Here is a 17,810-nt window from a genome sequence, read left to right as displayed (position 1 = left end):
AAAGCAGGAGCCCAGGGCCCCGAGCGATGCCCTTCGTGACTCTGGGCTCCTGCTTTCGCAGGAGCACGACGAACGCTCGTGCTCACTTGCCCTTGAACTCCGGCTTGCGCTTCTGGAGGAACGCCGCGACACCCTCCTGGAAATCCTGCGAACGCGCCGCGACCGACTGATGCTCCGCCTCGAGCGCCAGCGTCTCCTCCAGCGTGCCGCTCAGCGCCACCTTGATCTGCTTGCGGATCAGCCCGAGCGCGACCGTCGGCATCGCCGCGAGCCGCCGCGCATAGCTCATCGCGGTATCGAACACGACGCCATCGTCTACGACATGAGTGAGCAACCCGGCTTCCTGCGCGTCGTGCGCCGAAAGCCGCTCGCCGAGCAATGCCATCTCGAGCACCTTGGCGCGCCCCGCCGCCTTGGCGATCAGCCAGGTCGCGCCGGCATCGGGGACCAGTCCGATATTGGCGAAGGCGAGCAGCAGATACGATGCGCGCGCCGCAATCACGATGTCCGCACCCAAGGCCAGCGATGCGCCCGCGCCCGCCGCGGGGCCGTTCATCGCCGTGACGATCGGGATCGGCAGATCGGCCATGGTCTGCTGGACCGGATTGTAATGGTTGCGCAGCCGGTCGCCGGGATCGCCGCCCGAGCCTTCCTTGAGCGAGGCGCCGGCGCAGAATGCCCGCCCCTCGCCGGTCAGCAGCACCGCACGCGCGCCGTCCTCCACCGCCCGCCCAAGCGTCGCCGCGAGCAGATCGAGCATGTCGAGGGTGAGCGCGTTCAACTCGTCGGGCCGGTTGAGCCGGACCACCGCGACATCGCCGTCGAGCGCGTATAGGATCTCGCTCATTGCATAGCCCCGACGTGCTCCTGCACATGCTGTTCAATGCCCATCGCGCGGCGTCTCCATGATCTCGGTCAGCACTCCGCCCATGTCCTTCGGGTGGACGAAGAAGATCGGCGTGCCGTGCGCACCGATCCGCGGTTCGCCGAGCACCCTGGCGCCCTTGCTCTCGAACCACGCTTTGGCTTCGCGGATGTCGGGCACCTCATAGCACAGATGGTGCTGTCCCCCCGCCGGGTTCTTCGCGAGAAAGCCGTGGATCGGCGAGTCTTCCCCCAGCGGCTCGATCAGTTCGATCTGGCTGTTGGGGGTATCGACGAAGCTCACTCTCACCCCCTGCGCGGGCAAGTCGAACGGTTCGCGGATCACTGCCGCGCCCATCACGTCGCGATAGAAAGCGATCGAGTCCGCGATCGACGGCGTCGCGACACCGACATGGTTGAGGCGGCCGAGTTTCACTGCTTGCTGGGCGCCGGCGTGACCGACGGCATCGCATAAGGCAGTCCACACGTCGCGTAGACCTTGCGGAAGATCGCGTCGCTGCCCGGACCGGCAAAGTCGCGCTCGATCATCGTCTCGCCCTCGGCGAAGCCGAGCCGAACCTTCTTCGCCTTGGCGATCTCGTCGGCGATCAGATACACTTCGGGAGGCTCGCCATTATAGGCGCCCTTCCCCGGGAACAGCCACGAGGTCATGTCGGCCATACCCTCGTCGAGGGTCAGCGTGACGATACGCGAATCGCCCGCCGGCACCGGGGTCTTCGGCATGAACTGCACCGAGACGATCGGGACGTTCACCGTGTCGCAGCGCAGCAGCAGCCGCGAGCCGTCGGCCGAGCGCACCGTCGCGGTCGCGCTTTTCGGCTGGGCCGGATCGCTGCTCTCGCGGAACACCCACACCCCGGGTGCCGGGGCGACGGCGGGCGCGGGCGTTGCGGTCTGGGCGCCGAGGGCAAGCGCGAGGAGGAAGCTGATCATCTTGGTCCTTGCATGCTTTCGGCGGCCGGTGCGGCGCCGTTCACAGCGGAATGTTGTCGTGCTTCTTCCACGGGTTCTCAAGCTGCTTGTTGCGCAGTTTCCGCAGCCCCAGCGCCACTCGCCGCCGGGTCGAATGCGGCAGGATCACTTCGTCGATGAAACCCTTGCTCGCCGCCACGAACGGATTGGCGAAGCGCGCCTCATATTCGGCCGTGCGCTCGGCGATCTCCTCGGGCGTCTTGCCCCGGAAGATGATCTCGACCGCGCCCTTCGCCCCCATCACCGCGATCTCGGCGGTCGGCCAGGCATAGTTCAAGTCGCCGCGCAGATGCTTCGACGCCATCACGTCATAGGCGCCGCCATAGGCTTTCCGGGTGATCACGGTGATCTTGGGCACCGTCGCCTCGGCATAAGCGAACAGCAATTTCGCGCCGTGCTTGATGATCCCCGAATGCTCCTGCCCGACCCCGGGCAGGAACCCCGGCACGTCGACGAAAGTCACGATCGGGATGTCGAATGCGTCGCAGAAGCGTACGAACCGCGCCGCCTTCTTGCTCGAATTGATGTCGAGCACCCCCGCCAGCACCATCGGCTGGTTGGCGACCACCCCCACCGTGCGCCCCTCGATCCGCCCGAAGCCGATCAGCACATTGCCGGCATGGCTCGGCTGGAGCTCGAAGAATTCGCCCTCGTCGAGCACCTTCCGCAGGCATTCGTGCATGTCGTAGGGCTGGTTGGCGCTCGGCGGGATCAGGCTGTCGAGGCTGGGCTCGATCCGGTCCCACGGATCGTCGCACGGCCGCTCGGGAACGTCCTCGCGGTTCGATGCGGGCAGGAAGTCCACGAAGTCGCGGGCCGCGAGCAGCGCCTCGATGTCGTTGTCGAAGGCCACGTCCGCGACCCCCGACTTCGTGGTATGCGTCACCGCTCCACCCAGTTCCTCCTGCGTGACGATCTCGTTGGTGACGGTCTTCACTACATCCGGGCCGGTGACGAACATGTACGATGAATCCTTCACCATGAAGATGAAGTCGGTCATCGCGGGAGAATAGACGGCCCCGCCTGCGCAGGGGCCCATGATCAGGCTCAATTGCGGCACTACGCCGCTGGCGAGCACGTTGCGCTGGAACACTTCGGCATAGCCGCCGAGGCTGGCGACGCCTTCCTGAATCCGCGCGCCACCGCTGTCGTTCAATCCGATCACCGGCGCGCCGACCTTCATCGCCATGTCCATGATCTTGCAGATCTTCTGCGCGTGACGCTCCGAGAGCGAGCCGCCGAACACGGTGAAGTCCTGGCTGAACACGAACACCAGCCGGCCGTTGATCGTGCCGCTGCCGGTGACCACGCCGTCGCCGGGGACGATCTGGGTCTCCATGCCGAAATCGACGCAATTATGCTCGACATACATGTCGAGCTCCTCGAACGAATCCTCGTCGAGCAGCACCTCGACCCGCTCGCGCGCAGTGAGCTTGCCCTTGGCGTGCTGCGCGTCGATGCGCTTCTGCCCGCCGCCCAGCCGGGCCGCGGCGCGGCGGCGCTCCAGTTCCTCGATCGTCGACGACATTGGGTTCTCCCGGCGGTGGCGCCTTCTGCACAGGGCGGAAGCAAGGAGGCAATTGCAATGTTGCAAAGTTGCGGCGTAGAGGTTTGCAGAATATGGTCGACGGATGAGAGAAGCGATCCAGATCAATCCTCCCTCGCGCAGCGGGGGAGGTGGCGCCGAAGGCGACGGAGGGGGCGTCTCCGCAAGCGAGTGGCCCGTGGACAGCCCCCCTCCGTCATGCTTCGCATGCCACCTCCCCCGCTTCGCGAGGGAGGATTTATGACTCAACCCCGCCGCCGCCTGTTCGAAGGCTTTCGCCTGCGCGATCTCCGCCGCCGCCTTGCCCTCAGCCAGGCTGCGATGGCCGCGCGGCTCGGCATCTCGGTGCCCTATCTCTCGCAGATCGAGAATAACGGCCGCCCGATCACCGACGTCGTCCTCCTCGCGCTCGCCCGCGAATTCCCGATGGAGGCGGCCGATATCGGCGCCGAGGCCGAGACCTCGAATCTGCTCCGCACGATCGACGCCGCCACCGACACCAGCATCGCCGCCCACCCGTTGAGCGAGACCGATGTCCGCCGCGGGCTCGAGCAGCAGCCACTCCTCGCCCGCCGTCTCGTCGCGGTGCACGAGGCGTGGCGCCGCAGCCAGGAGCAGCTCCGTGTCCTCGACGACCGCTTCGACACCGGATCGAGCGACGCCGCCCCGCTCCCATGGGAAGAAGTGCGCGACTGGTTCCAGGCCGAGGGCAATTATATCGACGCGATCGATCGCTCGGCCGAGGCGCTCGCCGACGCGCTCGACGAGGGCCCGATCACCCAGGCGCTGGAGGACCGGCTGCGCCGCTGGCACGGCGTCCGGGTGATCGGCGAGGATAGCGACGGCAGCCAGCTCAGCCGCTTCGACGAGGGCGCGCGCACGCTCGCGCTCAATTCCGGCCTGCCGCCCGAGAGCCGCGCCTTCCTGCTCGCCCACCGCCTCGTCCGCTACGAATTCGCCAACGAGATGCGCCACGTCGTCGCGCAGGCCGGGCTCGCCAGCCAGGCGTCGCGCGAACTGCTCAGCGTCGGCCTCGCCAATTACGCCGCCGGCGCCTTGCTGATGCCGTACAACGCCTTCCGGTCGCGCGCCCGCGAGGTCCGCCACGATATCGACCGGCTCCGCCAGCGCTTCGGAGTGAGCTTCGAACAGGCGTGCCATCGCCTGTCGACGCTCCAGCGCCCCGGTGCCGCCGGCCTGCCCTTTTTCTTCTGCCGGGTCGACATGGCCGGCAACATCACCAAGCGCCACTCGGCCACCCGGCTCCAATTCGCCGCATTGGGCGGCGCTTGCCCTTTGTGGATCGTCCACGAAGCCGTCGCGATCCCCGACCGCATCCTCGTCCAGCTCGCCGAGATGCCCGACGGCACACGCTACGTCTCGATGGCCAAGGGGCTGGTCAAGCCGTCGGGCAGCTATGCCCGCCCGCCGCGGCGCTATGCGGTGGCGCTGGGATGCGAGGAGGCCCACGCCGCCGACTTCGTCTATGCCGACGCGCTCCGCCCCGGCGGCGCGGCGACCCCGATCGGCGCCAGCTGCCGCATCTGCCCGCGCGCCGATTGCGACCAGCGCGCCTTCCCGCCCGCGGGCTCGGTCATCGAGATCGACGCGGATCGGCGCAGCGTCGTGCCCTATGCTTTTTCATAAATCCTCCCCGAGCGAGCTCGGGGAGGATTTGATCAAATCACATCATTCCCATCCCCACCGCCCGATTGTACGAATCGACCATCGACTGCGCATCATTGCCCGAATGCGATTGCTTGAGCTGGCGATATTGCCCGATCATCGTTCCGAGCATGTCGCCGACCAGTCCGTAAACGCCAAGCCGGCTCTTCTCGATCGGCTCGGTCGCCTTTGCCTTGGCCGCTGCAAGTGCCTTTTGCTGCTCGGCGAGCAGTTTCTCGAGCGATCCGGCCAGCGCATCGCCTTTCGCGAACACCGCCGGGTCCTTGAGATCCTCAGGCTTATCGAACAAGGCGACAAGGTCCTCGGCCTGCCGCATCGCCTGCTTGTTGTTGTAGCCGACCGTGTCGCCGTCCGCCTTGAGCTGGGCGAGCTCGGCGTCGGTCCCGGCGCGGCGCTGCTGGACCAAAGCCGTGTTGAAATCGTCCATCGCCTTGAGCGCCGCGTCGAACTCGGCGGTCATCTGCGCGTCTTCGGCCTTGCCCCGTTTGAGCGCGTCCTGACGATAGGCCTTGGTGTTGTAATAGCTGTACAGCGGCCCGAGCCGCGCCATCAGCTTCTCCAGCGCGGTGTCGAGCGTCCCGGCAGCCGCGTCGAGCGGGCCGAGCGCCCCCGGCAGCGCGCGCGCCGCCTTCAATTTGCCGTGCGCGGTCTCGATCCAGCCCTGGCTGATCGAGATGTCGTCGGCGGGCGAACGGCTCGCCACGCGTTCTTCCTTATATTCCGTCGCGGTCCTCGGCAGCCCGAACGTATCGATCAGCGCATTGTACGCCTCGGTATAGGCGCTCAATTTTGCCGCGGTGGCGGGGGTCGCCGCCACTTCCGCCGATCCGTTTCCAGCGCCGCCCGCGCCCGCGCCGCCGCACGCGCCGAGCATCAACAGTCCCGCCAGCGCCGCCCCTTGGCGCAGTTTCACCCTTCGCATGTCGGCAGATCCCCTAATCGTTGCGCCCCCGTAACGCACCGAGCGGGATTTGGATCCGGGAGTTGCCGCCGAGGCACGCGGCATGGCATACCCGATCAACGAAAAAAGCCTTGGGAGAGCTATCATGGCCACCGCGCTCGCGCAGACGCCCGGCATCAGCGAAGCCGAGTGGGAGGCGCGCCAGCAGCTCGCCGCCTGCTACCGGGTGTTCGACATGCTCGGCTGGTCCGAGATGATCTACAACCACATCACCGTGAAGCTGCCCGGCGAGGAAGGTGCGTTCCTGATCAACCCGTTCGGGCTCCATTTCAGCGAAGTGAAGGCGTCGAACCTCGTCAAGATCGACATCGACGGCAACAAGCTCGACGGCTCTCCCTGGCCGGTCAATCGCGCCGGCTTCGTCCAGCACGCCCTGTTCCACCGCCATCTCCCCGATGCGCATTGCATCATGCACACCCATACCACCGCCGGCATGGCGGTGAGCAGCGTCGAGGGCGGGCTGCGCCCGGTCAATTTCTACGCGTGCAATTTCGCCGGGCAGATCGCCTATCACGATTTCGAAGGCGTGACGGTGCGCGACGAGGAAGGCGAACGGCTGCTCGCCAATCTCGGCGACAAGCGGGTGATGCTGCTGCGCAACCACGGCATCCTCGTAATGGGGCGCACCCTGCCCGAGGCGTTCGTCAGGCATTGGGCGCTCCAGCGCGCCTGCGAGATCCAGCTCGCGACGATGTCGATGGGCGCGCCGTTGCTGGTGTCGGACGAAGTCGTCGCGGTCCACCAGCGCGACCTCCACATGGCGCAGGTCCCCGGCGGCCCCGGCGCCGCCGACTTCGCCGCGATGGTCCGGCTGGTCGATCGCACGGACCGCAGCTGGCGAGAGTAAATCCCTCTCCCATCGGGAGAGGGAGGGAGCGCCGAAGGCGCGGAAGGGTGAGGGCGATCAGCTCGATTGTCGCTCGCCCTCACCCTTCCCACTCGCTACGCGAGCGGACCCCTTCCCTCTCCCACCGGGAGAGGGAGTCTACCCGAACCGGAACCCGCTCACCGCCCAACCCATGACATGGTCGCGATACTCCGCCACCGCCGGCTCGTCGCCGCCCGCGCCGAGCGCGACCATCAGCGGCAGCAGATGCTCCTCGCGCGGATGGGCAAAATGCGCATGCGGAAGCCTGTCCCACCCGGCTACCCGCTCTGCCCGCCGCGCCGGATCGGAATCGGTGACTGCATCGACCAGAGCCGCGTCCCATTCGTCCGCCACCGGCGTCACCTGCGGCCCGCGGACGCGCAGATTGTGAAAGCTCATGCCGCTGCCGACGATCAGCACGCCTTGGTCGCGCAACGGCGCCAGCGCCCGCCCCATCGCGATATGCGCCGCCGGATCCAGATCCTTGCGTAGCGAGAGCTGGACCAGCGGGATGTCGGCGCCGGGCACCGCGACCATCATCGGAATGAACACGCCATGGTCCCAGCCGCGCGCATGCTCCTCGCCTACGGGGAAGCCCGCACCCTCGAGCAATGTCTTCGCCCGCATCGCCACGTCGGGCGCGCCCGGTGCGTCCCAGCGTAGCCGATAGGTGTGCGCGGGAAAGCCGTGATAGTCGAACAGCAACGGTTGTCCGTCGCCGCTATGGACGGTGACCTGATCCTCCTCCCAATGTCCCGAGACGAGCAGGATCGCCCGCGGCCGCTCCGGAAGCGACGCGATCAGCCCGGCCAGATAGGCCTGCATCGGCTGCCACATCGGGTCGGGCGGGCCGCCGGCCGGATCCATGAAAAAGCATGGGCCGCCGCCATGCGGAAGGAACAGGGTCGGCATTCTAACGGTCATCGGGCTGTCCTATCGGGAATTGTTCTACTAATGTTCCGTCGCAATGCGCAGGGTTTCACCGCAGCGAAGGGCGCGGATACTTGAAATAATGTTTCAAAGTGCAGCAACTCTATTCCACGATTGCCGTGCAAACCGTGAAACTTGGCCCTGCGAATCCAACATCGGCGCCACGCGCGCTTGCCGCAATGCCGCTTTGGGAAACACGTCGTTTCCCGGCGCTCCGCGCGCGCTTGCAGGTGGGGTCGCGGGAGGGCATGGTCGAGCCATGGCTAGCACCGACAGCGCCTCCCCGACCCCTTCTCGCCAGCCGGAGGGGCAAGAGTGACTCGCTTCACCGTCAACAATCAGCCGGTCGAATACAAGATGGACCCGCGCACGCCGTTGCTCTGGGCGCTACGCGACGCTTCCAACCTCACCGGCACCAAATATGGCTGCGGCACGGGCGATTGCGGCGCTTGCGCGGTGGATGTCGACGGGGGATTGCGGCTCGCCTGTCAGGAGACGCTCGGCGCGCTCGAGGGGACCTTCGTCACCACGATCGAGGGGCTTTCCAAGGATCGCAGCCATCCGGTGCAGCAGGCGCTGCTCGCGACCAACGTCGTCCAGTGCGGCTATTGCATCCCCGGCGTGGTGATGGCCGCGTCGATCCTGCTGCGCAACAACCGCAATCCTTCCGAAGACGACATCAAAAGCGCGATCCCCAACATCTGCCGCTGCGGCATCTATCCGCGGCTGATCGGCGCGATCACCGAAGCTGCGCGCGCGGCGCGCGGCGACGCGGCGCTGCCGGCCGAGCCCGAACCGCAAGTCGAGCCGCCGGGACCGGAATGAAATGTCCCAATTCTTTCAGTTACCTTTCGCCGCAATTCAGCAACCGCTCATCCGGCGAAGTCTAGTGCCAGTGCATCAAGTAGCCCGGCCCCTTGCCGGTCTCGACGGAGACAAGTTGAGATGAAGAAGACCTTGCTCGCGGCGATCATCGCCGCAACGGCTCTGGTCCCGCCGGCGGCACTCGCGCAGGAACGCGGGCGCTGGGGCGGTGGCGGCCGTTCGGGCGGCGGCCAATCGTCGGAGGTTCGCCAGAGCCGCGGCGAATGGCGTCAGCAGCAGAGCCAGCAGGCGCCGCAGCGTCAGCAGGCCCAGCCGCAGCGCCAATGGAATGGCGGCGGCGAACGCCAGCGCGGCGGCTGGAGTCGCCCGCAGCAACAAGCGCCGCAGGCCGCTCCGCAGCGATCGTTTCCGCAGCAACAGCAGCAGCGCTGGGGCGGCAATCGCGGCGATCGCAGCCAGTGGAACAACAATGCCGAAAATCGCAGCCGCTGGAACGGCAGCCGCAGCCAGTGGAATGGCGGCGACCGTCGCCCCGACGCGGGCCAGCAGCAGCAGGTCGACCGGCAGCGCCAGCAGGACCGCGGCGACCGCAATCGCTGGAACGACGGCAACCGCGACCGCGGCCAGTTTGATCGCGGCAATCGCGACTGGAACGACCGCAACCGCAGCCGCGACTGGAACGGCGATCGCGACCGCAACCGCTACGACAGCAACCGCAACTGGGGCGGCGACCGCGGGCGCTGGGACAATGACCGCAATCGCGGTCGCTGGAACAATAATTGGCGCAACGATCGGCGCTACGACTGGCGCGGCTATCGCAACGGCAATCGCAGCCTCTATCGCCTGCCGCGTTACTACGCGCCGAGCGGCTGGGGCTATGGCTATCGCCGTTTCGGGATCGGCTTCATGCTCGATTCGATGCTCTATTCGTCGAACTACTGGATCAACGACCCGTTTTATTATCGCCTGCCCGAAGTCGACGGCCCCTATCGCTGGGTGCGCTATTACAACGATGCGCTGCTCGTCGACATCTATAGCGGCGAAGTGGTCGACACGATCTACGACATCTTCTGGTAAGGAAGCCCGCATCCTTATCGGAAATCCTGGAGCCCGGCAGCGATGCCGGGCTCCTTGTCGTTGATACGGCTTGCAAATCGCTTCGCCGCAAGCGATTCCGCGGGGCGTGAGCAAGAGCAAGAACGACGGCAGGGTCTCGGGCGGCCCCTCCCCGATCCGCACCCGCATCGGACGCGAGGTCTCGGCGCGGCTCGAGGCCAACCCCCATGTCCGCCGCGCGAAGACCGATGCGGCGCAGATGTACACCTATCCCGATTTCCTCAGCCCCGCCGAATGCGACACGCTGATCGAACTGATCGATTCCAATTCGCGCCCGTCGACCTTGCTCGCGGTCAGCGAGGACCCCGATTACCGCACCAGCCACAGCTCGGACCTCCATCGCTGGTCCGAAGAGATATTGACCGTCGACCGGCGCATCGCCGACCTGCTCGGCATCCCCGAGGAGAATGCCGAGACGCTGCAGGGCCAACGTTATGCCGTGAACCAGCAATTCCGCGCGCATTGCGACTATTTCCACGAGTCGAGCGACTATTGGCCCAAGATGAAGGAGACCGGCGGCCAGCGCACCTGGACCGCGATGGCCTATCTCAACGACGTTCCCGAAGGCGGCGCGACCTGGTTTCCCCGCGCGGGCATCCGTTTCAAGCCGAAGCGCGGGCTGCTCGTCGTCTGGAACAACATGACCCCCGACGGCACCCCCAATTACGACACGCTCCACGAGGGCATGCGCGTGCTCGAGGGGACCAAATACATCGTCACCAAATGGTTTCGCGAAGGGGCCTGGATCAAGGATTATATCCAGACCTATGTCGCCGGCGGCATCGAGAACGCGCCGGGCACGGACTGAGCCCCGGGCGCGCAGCACGCGTCGGGAGAGTTCGGACCGTCGGAATCCGCAACCGCGACGCCAGGCCGTCGAACGGTTGGCGCTCTAAGCGCATGTTTGCCCCGGCTCGCCCCGGTGGCGCGATGATCGAGCACGACGACGCGATCCCGCCGCTGCACGGACGTGCTGATCGGGCAAAGCGATCATAGCTTCACGCCCGCGGACTTTTCTGGGGCGTAAAGTTCCGGCGTCGGCGGACGAGTCAACCAGAGGCTATCGCTGGCGGCGGCGATTGGCCTATCGAGCGGAACGCGCCTCGACCGATATCTCAAGGACAATCAACGTGACCGACCTCGATTCCCCCGATCGCCTGACCGAGGCGCGCGCGGCGCTCGCCGAAGCGATGGCTCTGCACGAACAGGGGAATCTCGAAGGCGCCGAAGCCGGCTATCGTACCGTGCTGGCGCAGGGGTATCGCGCAGCGGAAGTGCTGCCTCTGCTCGCGGGTCTGCTCGGGCGCCTCTCGCGCGCCGAAGAGGCGCTTGCCGCCTGGGACCAGCTTCTCGCGATCGAGCCCGATCATGCCGTGGCGCTGCATGAGAAGGGACTGACGCTGCACTGGCTCGGCCGCACCGCCGAGGCGATCGCCACGCTCGAGCGCGCCTGCACGCTCGACCCCGACAATCCGGTCGCGATCGGCAATCTGGCCGTGGTGCTGGCAGATGCGGGGCGAAACCTCGAAGCGATCCGGCAATTCCGCCGCGCGCTCGCGCTGCAGCCCGACAATCTGCACCTGCGCCATCAGGTTCGACGGCTCGGCTCGGGATCGGTGCCTTTCTGGCACATCCCGATGATGAACGACGTGCCGCGCAACGATGCGTTCGAGGCCGCCATCAAGGCCGCGATCCATGTCGCCGGCCCCGAGGCGCGCGTGCTCGACATCGGCGCAGGCAGCGGCCTGTTGTCGCTGATGGCCGCGCGTGCCGGGGCACGAAAAGTGGTGGCATGCGAGATGGAGCCGATGATCGCCGAGATGGCGCAGCAGATCGTCGCCCGGAACGGCTATGCCGATCGCATCACGGTCCATGCCAAGCCTTCGATTGATCTCGCCATCGGCGCGGAACTCGACGCGCCGGCCGATATCCTGGTATCGGAAATCCTCTCGAGCGATCTGCTGACGGAGAAAGTGCTCGACACGTTCGAGGACGCCCATCGTCGCCTGCTCGCACCCGAAGCCATGGTGATCCCGCGCGCGGCAAGCGCGATGGGGTGCCTGGTGGCGAGCGAGAACCTCGCCGACTACGCCTTTGTCGGCGAGGTTTCGGGGTTCGATCTTTCCGCCTTCACCGCCTTCGCCCCGCAACGCCTGCCGATCCACGGCACGATGACCGGATGGGAGCGCCTGTCGGACGATCTGGAACTGGTGCGCCTCGACCTGACCCAGAAGAAGCATGACGCCACGCTCGCCCGGCTGCGTATCCCGGTCACTGCGAGCGGCCGCGCCATCGGCATCGTCCAGTGGATGCACATCGACCTGTGGCAAGGTGTGACGTTCGACAATCACCCCGATCGCTACACCGACGGCGGCTGGCTCCAGGTCCTGCACAGCTTTCCCGAGCCGATCCATGTGACGGCGGGTGAGACGCTCGATATCGCGGTCGGTCATGATCGGATCACGCTGATCCTGTTGCCGCTCGCCGGGAAAAGCTCTTGACCCGCGCCGCCTTCATTTCGCCGTGCGCGGTTCAGCAAGCCCGGCGCCCATCTTCGTTCAGATGAGCCGCTCCAAGGTCAGCGAATGCGACTGTCGGCGTCAAGGCATACCAGGACGAACCGCAAAGCCGCCCGAAAGGGTGGAACCAGATCTGATCACATCGTACGAAAGGGCGCATTTCCGCCGTTTCCGCTCAACGATGGTGACCCCTACGGGAATCGAACCCGTGCTTCAGCCGTGAAAGGGCCGCGTCCTAACCGCTAGACGAAGGGGCCATGCCGGAGCGTGGAAGCGCCGGTTAGGCAAGGATGCCGCCCGGGTCAAGCCGGTTTAGTCGGCCCAGGCGGCATCTTCGATATGAAGCTCGGCGGCGCGGCGCGAACCCCAGTCGTCGATCTTCGCGCGCCCGGCCAGCCAGAGCTGGCGATGGCGGGGTGCGGAGAGCAAAGCAGCGCCGAGTTCGGTCTCGGCGTGGCGGAAGGCGACGGCCTTGAAACCGCGTCCGTCCTCGCCCGCCACGACGAGGCGAACATGCCCGCCGCTGCCGACCACATCGGCCTTGATCACCCGTAGCGGTCCCGCCGCCACCCGCGGCGCCGGCCAGCCCATGCCATAGGGGCCGCCGGCGTCCATCGCCGTCACCAGCTCGGGATTGACTCCGCCGGGCGCGAGCACCGCGTCGAGCAGCAGCGCACGCTCGCCCATCGCCGCGGTGACGCGCCCGGCGAGCCGTTCTTCGAGAAAATCGGCGAAGGCATCGAGCTCGGCTTCGGCGATCGTCACGCCGCACGCCATCGCGTGCCCCCCGCCGGCGTGCAGCAGCCCGGCATCCTTGGCGGCGAGCACGGCGGCACCCAGATCGACTCCGGGGATCGACCGGCCCGAACCCTTGCCGATTCCGGCCTCGTCGAGCGCGATGACGATCGCCGGCCGGCCCAATTTCTCCTTGAGCCGCCCCGCGACGATGCCGATCACGCCCGCGTGCCAGCCGCGGCTGGCGATCACCACCACCGCGCGATTGCCTTTGGCGAGGCAGAGCTGCTCGGCGGCGAACTGGACCTCGCCTTCGATCGCGCGGCGCTCCTCGTTGAGCAAGTCGAGCTCCGCCGCGATCGCGCGCGCTTCCTCGGGATCGCGCGTGGTGAGCAAGCGGACGCCGAGGTCGGAGCGCCCTACCCGCCCGCCCGCATTGATCCGCGGCCCCAGCGCGAAGCCGAGATCGGTGCAGGTCGGCGCACGCGTGAGACGCGATGCCTCGATCAAGGCATTCATGCCGATGTTGCGGCGCTGCCCCATCACCTTGAGGCCTTGCGCGACGAAAGCGCGATTGAGGCCCTTCAACGCCGCGACATCGGCGACGGTGCCGAGCGCGACCAGATCGAGCAGGTCGATCAACCGGGGCTCGGCGCGGCCCTCGAACCAGCCGCGGGCGCGCAGCGTCCGGATCAGCGCGGCACCGAGCAGGAATGCGACCCCGACCGCGGCGAGATGGCCGTGCGCGGCGCCCTCGGTCTCGTCGAGCCGGTTGGGATTGATCACCGAATGCGCCACCGGCAGCTCGGCCGCACATTTGTGATGGTCGCAGACGATCACGTCGACGCCGGAATCCTTGGCCATCTGAAGCGCCTCGAACGCCTGCGCGCCGCAATCGACCGTGACGATCAGGCTCGCGCCCGCCTGGTGAAGCCGGACCAGAGCCTCGCCCGACGGGCCATAACCCTCCATCAGCCGGTCCGGGATATACGCGCGCGCTTCGAGCCCGAGATCGCGCAGCAGCAGGATCAACAATGCTGCCGACGTGGCGCCGTCGACGTCATAGTCGCCGAAGATCGCCACCTGCTCGCGCGCCTCGACGGCGTCGGCGATCCGTTCGGCCGCCTTGTCCATGTCGCGGAAGATCGACGGATCCGGCATGAAGGCACGGATGCTCGGCGCGCGGTGATCGTCGAGCCCTTCGCGCGGGCAACCGCGGGTGAGCAGCAACTGGGTGACGATGTCGTCGGGGGCGAAGTCGGGATCGCGCGCGTCGGCCGCGAGCCCGCGCCAGTGCCATGGCTGGCCGAGGATCGAGCGTTGGATATTGAGCACGGCGGACATGGCCGGTGTTTGGCCGGGGCACGCGAGGATGTCGATAGCGGGACTCAGGACATTCGCCCCGACTGCCTAGAAGCTCTGGTCGAATCCCAGCCGGATGCTGCGCGGCCGCAACGGCGTGGTCTGATCGCGGTCGCGGATGAGGAAGGGCGAACCGAGCGCGAAGCGATTGCCGCGGGCGTCGAGCAGATTGGTGATCGCCACGCTGATCCCGCGCCGCGCCGCGCCCACCCGCATCTCTATCCCGGTGTCGAGATAGTCGCCTTGCAGCCGGCCGAGGATCGGCCCGATCCCGAGCGTCGACTTGCCGACATAGCGTGCATAGCCGTTGGCGGTGAGTTCGAGATCGCCGCCGAGCGACTTCGTCCACGCCACGCCGATCCTGCCGCTGGCATCGGCGACGTTCGGCAGACGTTCGATCTGCGCGGTCAGCGATTCTTCGACCGGCAGAGTCACGAAGGCGCGTTCGGTGACCTTGCTGCTGTTGAGATAGAGCGCCGCGTCCAGTTCCAGCCCGGCAAGCGGGCGCCAGCGCGACACCATGCCGACCGACAGGACGCGGCCGTCACCGGCGTTGGCGGTGGTCGGGAAGCCGAAGCCGTCGATCAGATCGGCCTGAATATCGCTCCAGCGCGTCGCGGAGGCGCTCACGGCGAGGTCGAGTTCGGGGCTGCGATAGCGCGCGCCCGCCTCGACCGTGGTGACCCGATCGCCGGCGAAGCGCTGGATGAACTCGCGGCGCACGGCGATGCCGCCGGGGCGGAAACCCTGCTGGTAGCGCCCGAACAGCGTCAATCGATCGGTGGCGCGATACGCTGCGGCGACCGACGGCAGAAAGCGCGTCTCGAAGCGTGACGCACGCGCGCCGGGATCCATGCGGAAGGCGACAAGCTCGGCGACATCCTCCGAGCTCCCGGACAGCCGCGCACGCGTCAGCCTGCCGCCGAGCGTCAGGGTGAAGCGATCGAGCGGCTCGACGGTCGCTTCGCCGTACAGCGTCGATTCCTCGACCTGGTTGTTGACCCCGGTGAGCGGCGTGCCGAACGGAGTCGCTTCCATCCGCCGGTTTGTCTGCGCGCGATTGTGCAACAGGCTCGCGGCGAGCAGCCAGCCGGTACCGTTGACGCCGCGGCGAGCGAGGCGCACCTCCCCGGTGACCATCGAGATGCGGTTGGCCTGCGAATAGGCGGCGGTGTCGGCGCTCTTTGCCGGCTGCACCGCGGGATCGGTGATGTCGGCCAGCTCCGGCCCCTCGAACCGCTCGAACACATATTGCCGGGCATAGCCGAGCGAAGAGGTCAGTTCGAGCGATCCCCAATTCTTGCGCGCGACCAGATCGACCAGCCAATAATCGTTGCGGAATGGCTGGGCGATTCCGCTCGCGCGGTCCAGTTCGCCGATATTGCGCTCGGCATATTGGCTGTCGTCGCCGTCGATGCGCTGGCCCACCGCGTTGAGATCGATCGTCCAGCCGTCGCCGGGATCGACGCGGAGCGCCGCACGTCCGCCGAAAGTGCGCACCCGGTTGACGTCGTCGAGCCCGCGCTCGGCATCGTCGATATAGCCGCCCTCGACCGATCCGAAGGCGAGCGCGCGGAAGCCGATCACGTCCTCCTTGATCGGAAGGTTGAGAATCGCGCCGCCATCGACGCCCGGCTTGCCGTGCTGGACCGCCAGCACTCCGCCCCAGGCCGAACCCTCGAAGAGGGCGAGATCGGGCGAGCGTGGCACGACGCGCACCACGCCGCCCAGCGATCCGGCACCGTAGAGCGTGCCTTGCGGTCCCTCGAGCACTTCGACGCTGCGCACGTCGTAGAGCCGCAAATTGGGGTCCGGCGCGCTATAGGTGATGCGACTGTTGCCCCAATATTGGCCGACGGTCGACTGGGTCGGTCCGACGAAGCTCGAATCGGCGATGCCGCGGATGAAGAGTTTGTTGCGCCCCGGGCCGAGATGCGTCGAGGCGACGCTGGCGATCCGCGCCTCGATCGCTTCGGTGCCGCGCGCACTCTCGGCCGCGCTCAGCGCTTCGCCTTCGACGATCTGCACTCCGCCCGGATAGGAGCCGAGCGGAATGTCGCGCTTGGTTGCGGTGACGACGATCTCGTCGGGCGGCGACGGCGGGGGCTCGACCGCTGACCGGCGAGGCGGCGGCGGCCGCCGGCGTGCGGCGGCGGACGGCGCGGCGGCCCGCTCGACGATGAAGGTCGCCGGGGCGACGCGCCGGGCGCGGATCGCACTGCCCAGCAGCATCCGTTCGAGCGCCTGCGAGGCAGTGAAACGCCCCCGCACCGGGCGCACCTGAGCGTTCGCCAGACCGGATTCGCGAAAGCCGATGCTCGCGCCCGTCTGGCGGCTGAGCAGCTTTATGGCCGTGTCGAGGCGCGATGCGTTGATGGCGATGTCGGCCGCTCGCTCCTGCGCAAGCGCAGGAGACGCGACCATCAAGGAAACCAGGGCGAGCGGGCTAGCGCGGCGGACCATGGGCCGGGGACATCGTCCATCCTTCCCCATCCACGACGAACGTGACGCCGAGCAGCGGCCCCGCCCGCGCCAGAACCTCTTCCGGAGTGCCCCGCAAGACGAGCGTCCCCGTGAAGCGAATCCGGCCCGAGCCTCCGGCGCTCCGCACCGGCCGGCCGATGCTGCGGGTCAGGTCGCGCGCCACCTGATCCGGCGCGGGATTGTCGTAATACAACTCCCCCGTCGCCCAGCTGCCGATCGCCTGCGGGCTCGCCTTGGCGAGCAACGGCTTCGCGCCTTTGCCCGGCCGCCTGAGCGTATCGCCCGGCGCGAGCCGCACCTCGTCGGGACCCGGCTGGTAGATTACCGCGCCTTCCGCAACCGCCACTTCGAGGGCGTCGCCGTCCTGCACGACGTTGAACACGGTGCCCGCATCGACGAGCCGGGCCCCGCCCGACAGGACCACGAAAGGATCGCTCGCGTCGTGCCGCACGTCGAACCGCGCCTCGCCCTGCTCGAGCACCACCTGTCGCGGCGTATCGGGATCGATCGTCACCCGGGTCGCGCCGTTGAGCGCCAGCCGCGATCCGTCGGCCAGATCGATCGTGCGATGCTCGCCGGGCGCCGTCGCGATCTGCTGTGCCGGAGAATCCCGATCGAGCACCGCCCAGCCCCCTACGACGGCAATCGCAGCCGCAGCCGCAACCGCGCTGCCGGCAGGCCACCAGCTGCGCACCGACGGCGCTTCGGGCGCGACGACGGGTGCCGCCGAAAGCAGCGCTTCTGCCCAAGCCTCGTCGTCCAGCACCGCGTCATAGGCCGCGAGATGCGCCGGATCGCGCTCGAGCCATTCGATGAAGCCGTCCCACTCGCCGAACGCCGGCTGCTGGACGCGGATCGCCCAGTGCCGGGCGGCTTCCTGAATGTCCGAATCCTGTGCGCTCATCGCCATAACATCCCTAT

Annotated in this window: 15 protein-coding genes and 1 tRNA gene; 6 read left to right on the top strand and 10 right to left on the bottom strand. The window is 67.4% G+C overall.

Features of this window, described 5'->3' with window-relative positions:
* Positions 1-82: 82 nt before the first annotated feature.
* The 4 genes from Q9Q95_RS17800 to Q9Q95_RS17785 are packed head-to-tail and all read right to left on the bottom strand — an operon-like array spanning position 83 to position 3,385.
* Positions 83-847, bottom strand: coding sequence for an enoyl-CoA hydratase-related protein (locus tag Q9Q95_RS17800; RefSeq protein ID WP_306098493.1), 765 nt, complete (start codon positions 845-847; stop codon positions 83-85).
* Positions 848-880: 33 nt separating this feature from the next.
* Positions 881-1,300: a methylmalonyl-CoA epimerase gene (gene mce / locus Q9Q95_RS17795; protein WP_306098492.1), complete on the bottom strand. Its 420-nt coding sequence runs from the start codon at positions 1,298-1,300 to the stop codon at positions 881-883.
* The gene (locus tag Q9Q95_RS17790; RefSeq protein ID WP_306098491.1) at positions 1,297-1,818 is read right to left on the bottom strand and encodes a hypothetical protein; all 522 of its coding nucleotides are present in this window, start codon (positions 1,816-1,818) and stop codon (positions 1,297-1,299) included. The genes mce and Q9Q95_RS17790 overlap by 4 nt, the downstream gene beginning before the upstream one ends.
* Positions 1,819-1,858: 40 nt before the next feature.
* On the bottom strand, positions 1,859-3,385 hold the full coding sequence (locus Q9Q95_RS17785; protein WP_306098490.1) for an acyl-CoA carboxylase subunit beta: 1,527 nt from the start codon (positions 3,383-3,385) through the stop codon (positions 1,859-1,861).
* Positions 3,386-3,643: 258 nt separating this feature from the next.
* Between Q9Q95_RS17785 and Q9Q95_RS17780 the strand changes: the two genes are divergently transcribed.
* Complete coding sequence (locus Q9Q95_RS17780; RefSeq protein WP_306098489.1) at positions 3,644-5,050, top strand: short-chain fatty acyl-CoA regulator family protein; 1,407 nt, start codon at positions 3,644-3,646, stop codon at positions 5,048-5,050.
* Positions 5,051-5,087: 37 nt separating this feature from the next.
* Here Q9Q95_RS17780 and Q9Q95_RS17775 read toward each other — a convergent pair whose 3' ends face one another.
* Positions 5,088-6,011: a DUF3829 domain-containing protein gene (locus Q9Q95_RS17775; RefSeq protein WP_306098488.1), complete on the bottom strand. Its 924-nt coding sequence runs from the start codon at positions 6,009-6,011 to the stop codon at positions 5,088-5,090.
* A 124-nt stretch (positions 6,012-6,135) separates the two neighbouring features.
* Between Q9Q95_RS17775 and Q9Q95_RS17770 the strand changes: the two genes are divergently transcribed.
* Positions 6,136-6,897, top strand: a complete 762-nt coding sequence (locus Q9Q95_RS17770; RefSeq protein WP_306098487.1) for a class II aldolase/adducin family protein — start codon at positions 6,136-6,138, stop codon at positions 6,895-6,897.
* Between the two features lie 138 nt (positions 6,898-7,035).
* On the opposite strand, the gene Q9Q95_RS17765 is transcribed toward Q9Q95_RS17770, so the two are convergent.
* Entirely contained in the window at positions 7,036-7,842 is an 807-nt protein-coding gene (locus Q9Q95_RS17765) for a class III extradiol ring-cleavage dioxygenase (RefSeq protein ID WP_306098486.1), read from the bottom strand.
* 321 nt (positions 7,843-8,163) lie between these two features.
* On the opposite strand from Q9Q95_RS17765, the gene Q9Q95_RS17760 reads away from it, so the two are divergent.
* The 4 genes from Q9Q95_RS17760 to Q9Q95_RS17745 all read left to right on the top strand — a co-directional run bounded on the left by Q9Q95_RS17760 (position 8,164) and on the right by Q9Q95_RS17745 (position 12,290).
* A complete protein-coding gene (locus Q9Q95_RS17760; protein WP_306098485.1) occupies positions 8,164-8,673 on the top strand; it encodes a (2Fe-2S)-binding protein in 510 nt (169 codons plus the stop codon).
* Positions 8,674-8,793: 120 nt separating this feature from the next.
* Entirely contained in the window at positions 8,794-9,750 is a 957-nt protein-coding gene (locus Q9Q95_RS17755; RefSeq protein WP_306098484.1) for an RcnB family protein, read from the top strand.
* A gap of 106 nt (positions 9,751-9,856) precedes the next feature.
* The gene (locus tag Q9Q95_RS17750) at positions 9,857-10,597 is read left to right on the top strand and encodes a 2OG-Fe(II) oxygenase (protein WP_306098483.1); all 741 of its coding nucleotides are present in this window, start codon (positions 9,857-9,859) and stop codon (positions 10,595-10,597) included.
* 322 nt (positions 10,598-10,919) lie between these two features.
* The gene (locus Q9Q95_RS17745) at positions 10,920-12,290 is read left to right on the top strand and encodes a protein arginine N-methyltransferase (protein WP_306098482.1); all 1,371 of its coding nucleotides are present in this window, start codon (positions 10,920-10,922) and stop codon (positions 12,288-12,290) included.
* A gap of 200 nt (positions 12,291-12,490) precedes the next feature.
* Here the strand turns inward: Q9Q95_RS17745 and Q9Q95_RS17740 are convergent.
* The 4 genes from Q9Q95_RS17740 to Q9Q95_RS17725 all read right to left on the bottom strand — a co-directional run bounded on the left by Q9Q95_RS17740 (position 12,491) and on the right by Q9Q95_RS17725 (position 17,793).
* Positions 12,491-12,565 (bottom strand) — tRNA-Glu (locus Q9Q95_RS17740).
* Positions 12,566-12,620: 55 nt separating this feature from the next.
* Positions 12,621-14,387: a single-stranded-DNA-specific exonuclease RecJ gene (gene recJ / locus Q9Q95_RS17735; protein WP_306098481.1), complete on the bottom strand. Its 1,767-nt coding sequence runs from the start codon at positions 14,385-14,387 to the stop codon at positions 12,621-12,623.
* A 66-nt stretch (positions 14,388-14,453) separates the two neighbouring features.
* Entirely contained in the window at positions 14,454-16,868 is a 2,415-nt protein-coding gene (locus Q9Q95_RS17730) for a TonB-dependent receptor (RefSeq protein WP_306098480.1), read from the bottom strand.
* Positions 16,852-17,793, bottom strand: coding sequence for a FecR family protein (locus tag Q9Q95_RS17725; protein WP_306098479.1), 942 nt, complete (start codon positions 17,791-17,793; stop codon positions 16,852-16,854). Before Q9Q95_RS17725 ends, Q9Q95_RS17730 begins: the two co-directional genes overlap by 17 nt.
* Positions 17,794-17,810: the final 17 nt, after the last annotated feature.

This window comes from Sphingomonas sp. DG1-23 (assembly GCF_030730875.1).
Lineage (GTDB): Bacteria > Pseudomonadota > Alphaproteobacteria > Sphingomonadales > Sphingomonadaceae > Sphingomonas.
Note: the sequence above shows the minus strand (reverse complement) of the source record. Positions and strands in the feature narration are given on the sequence as shown.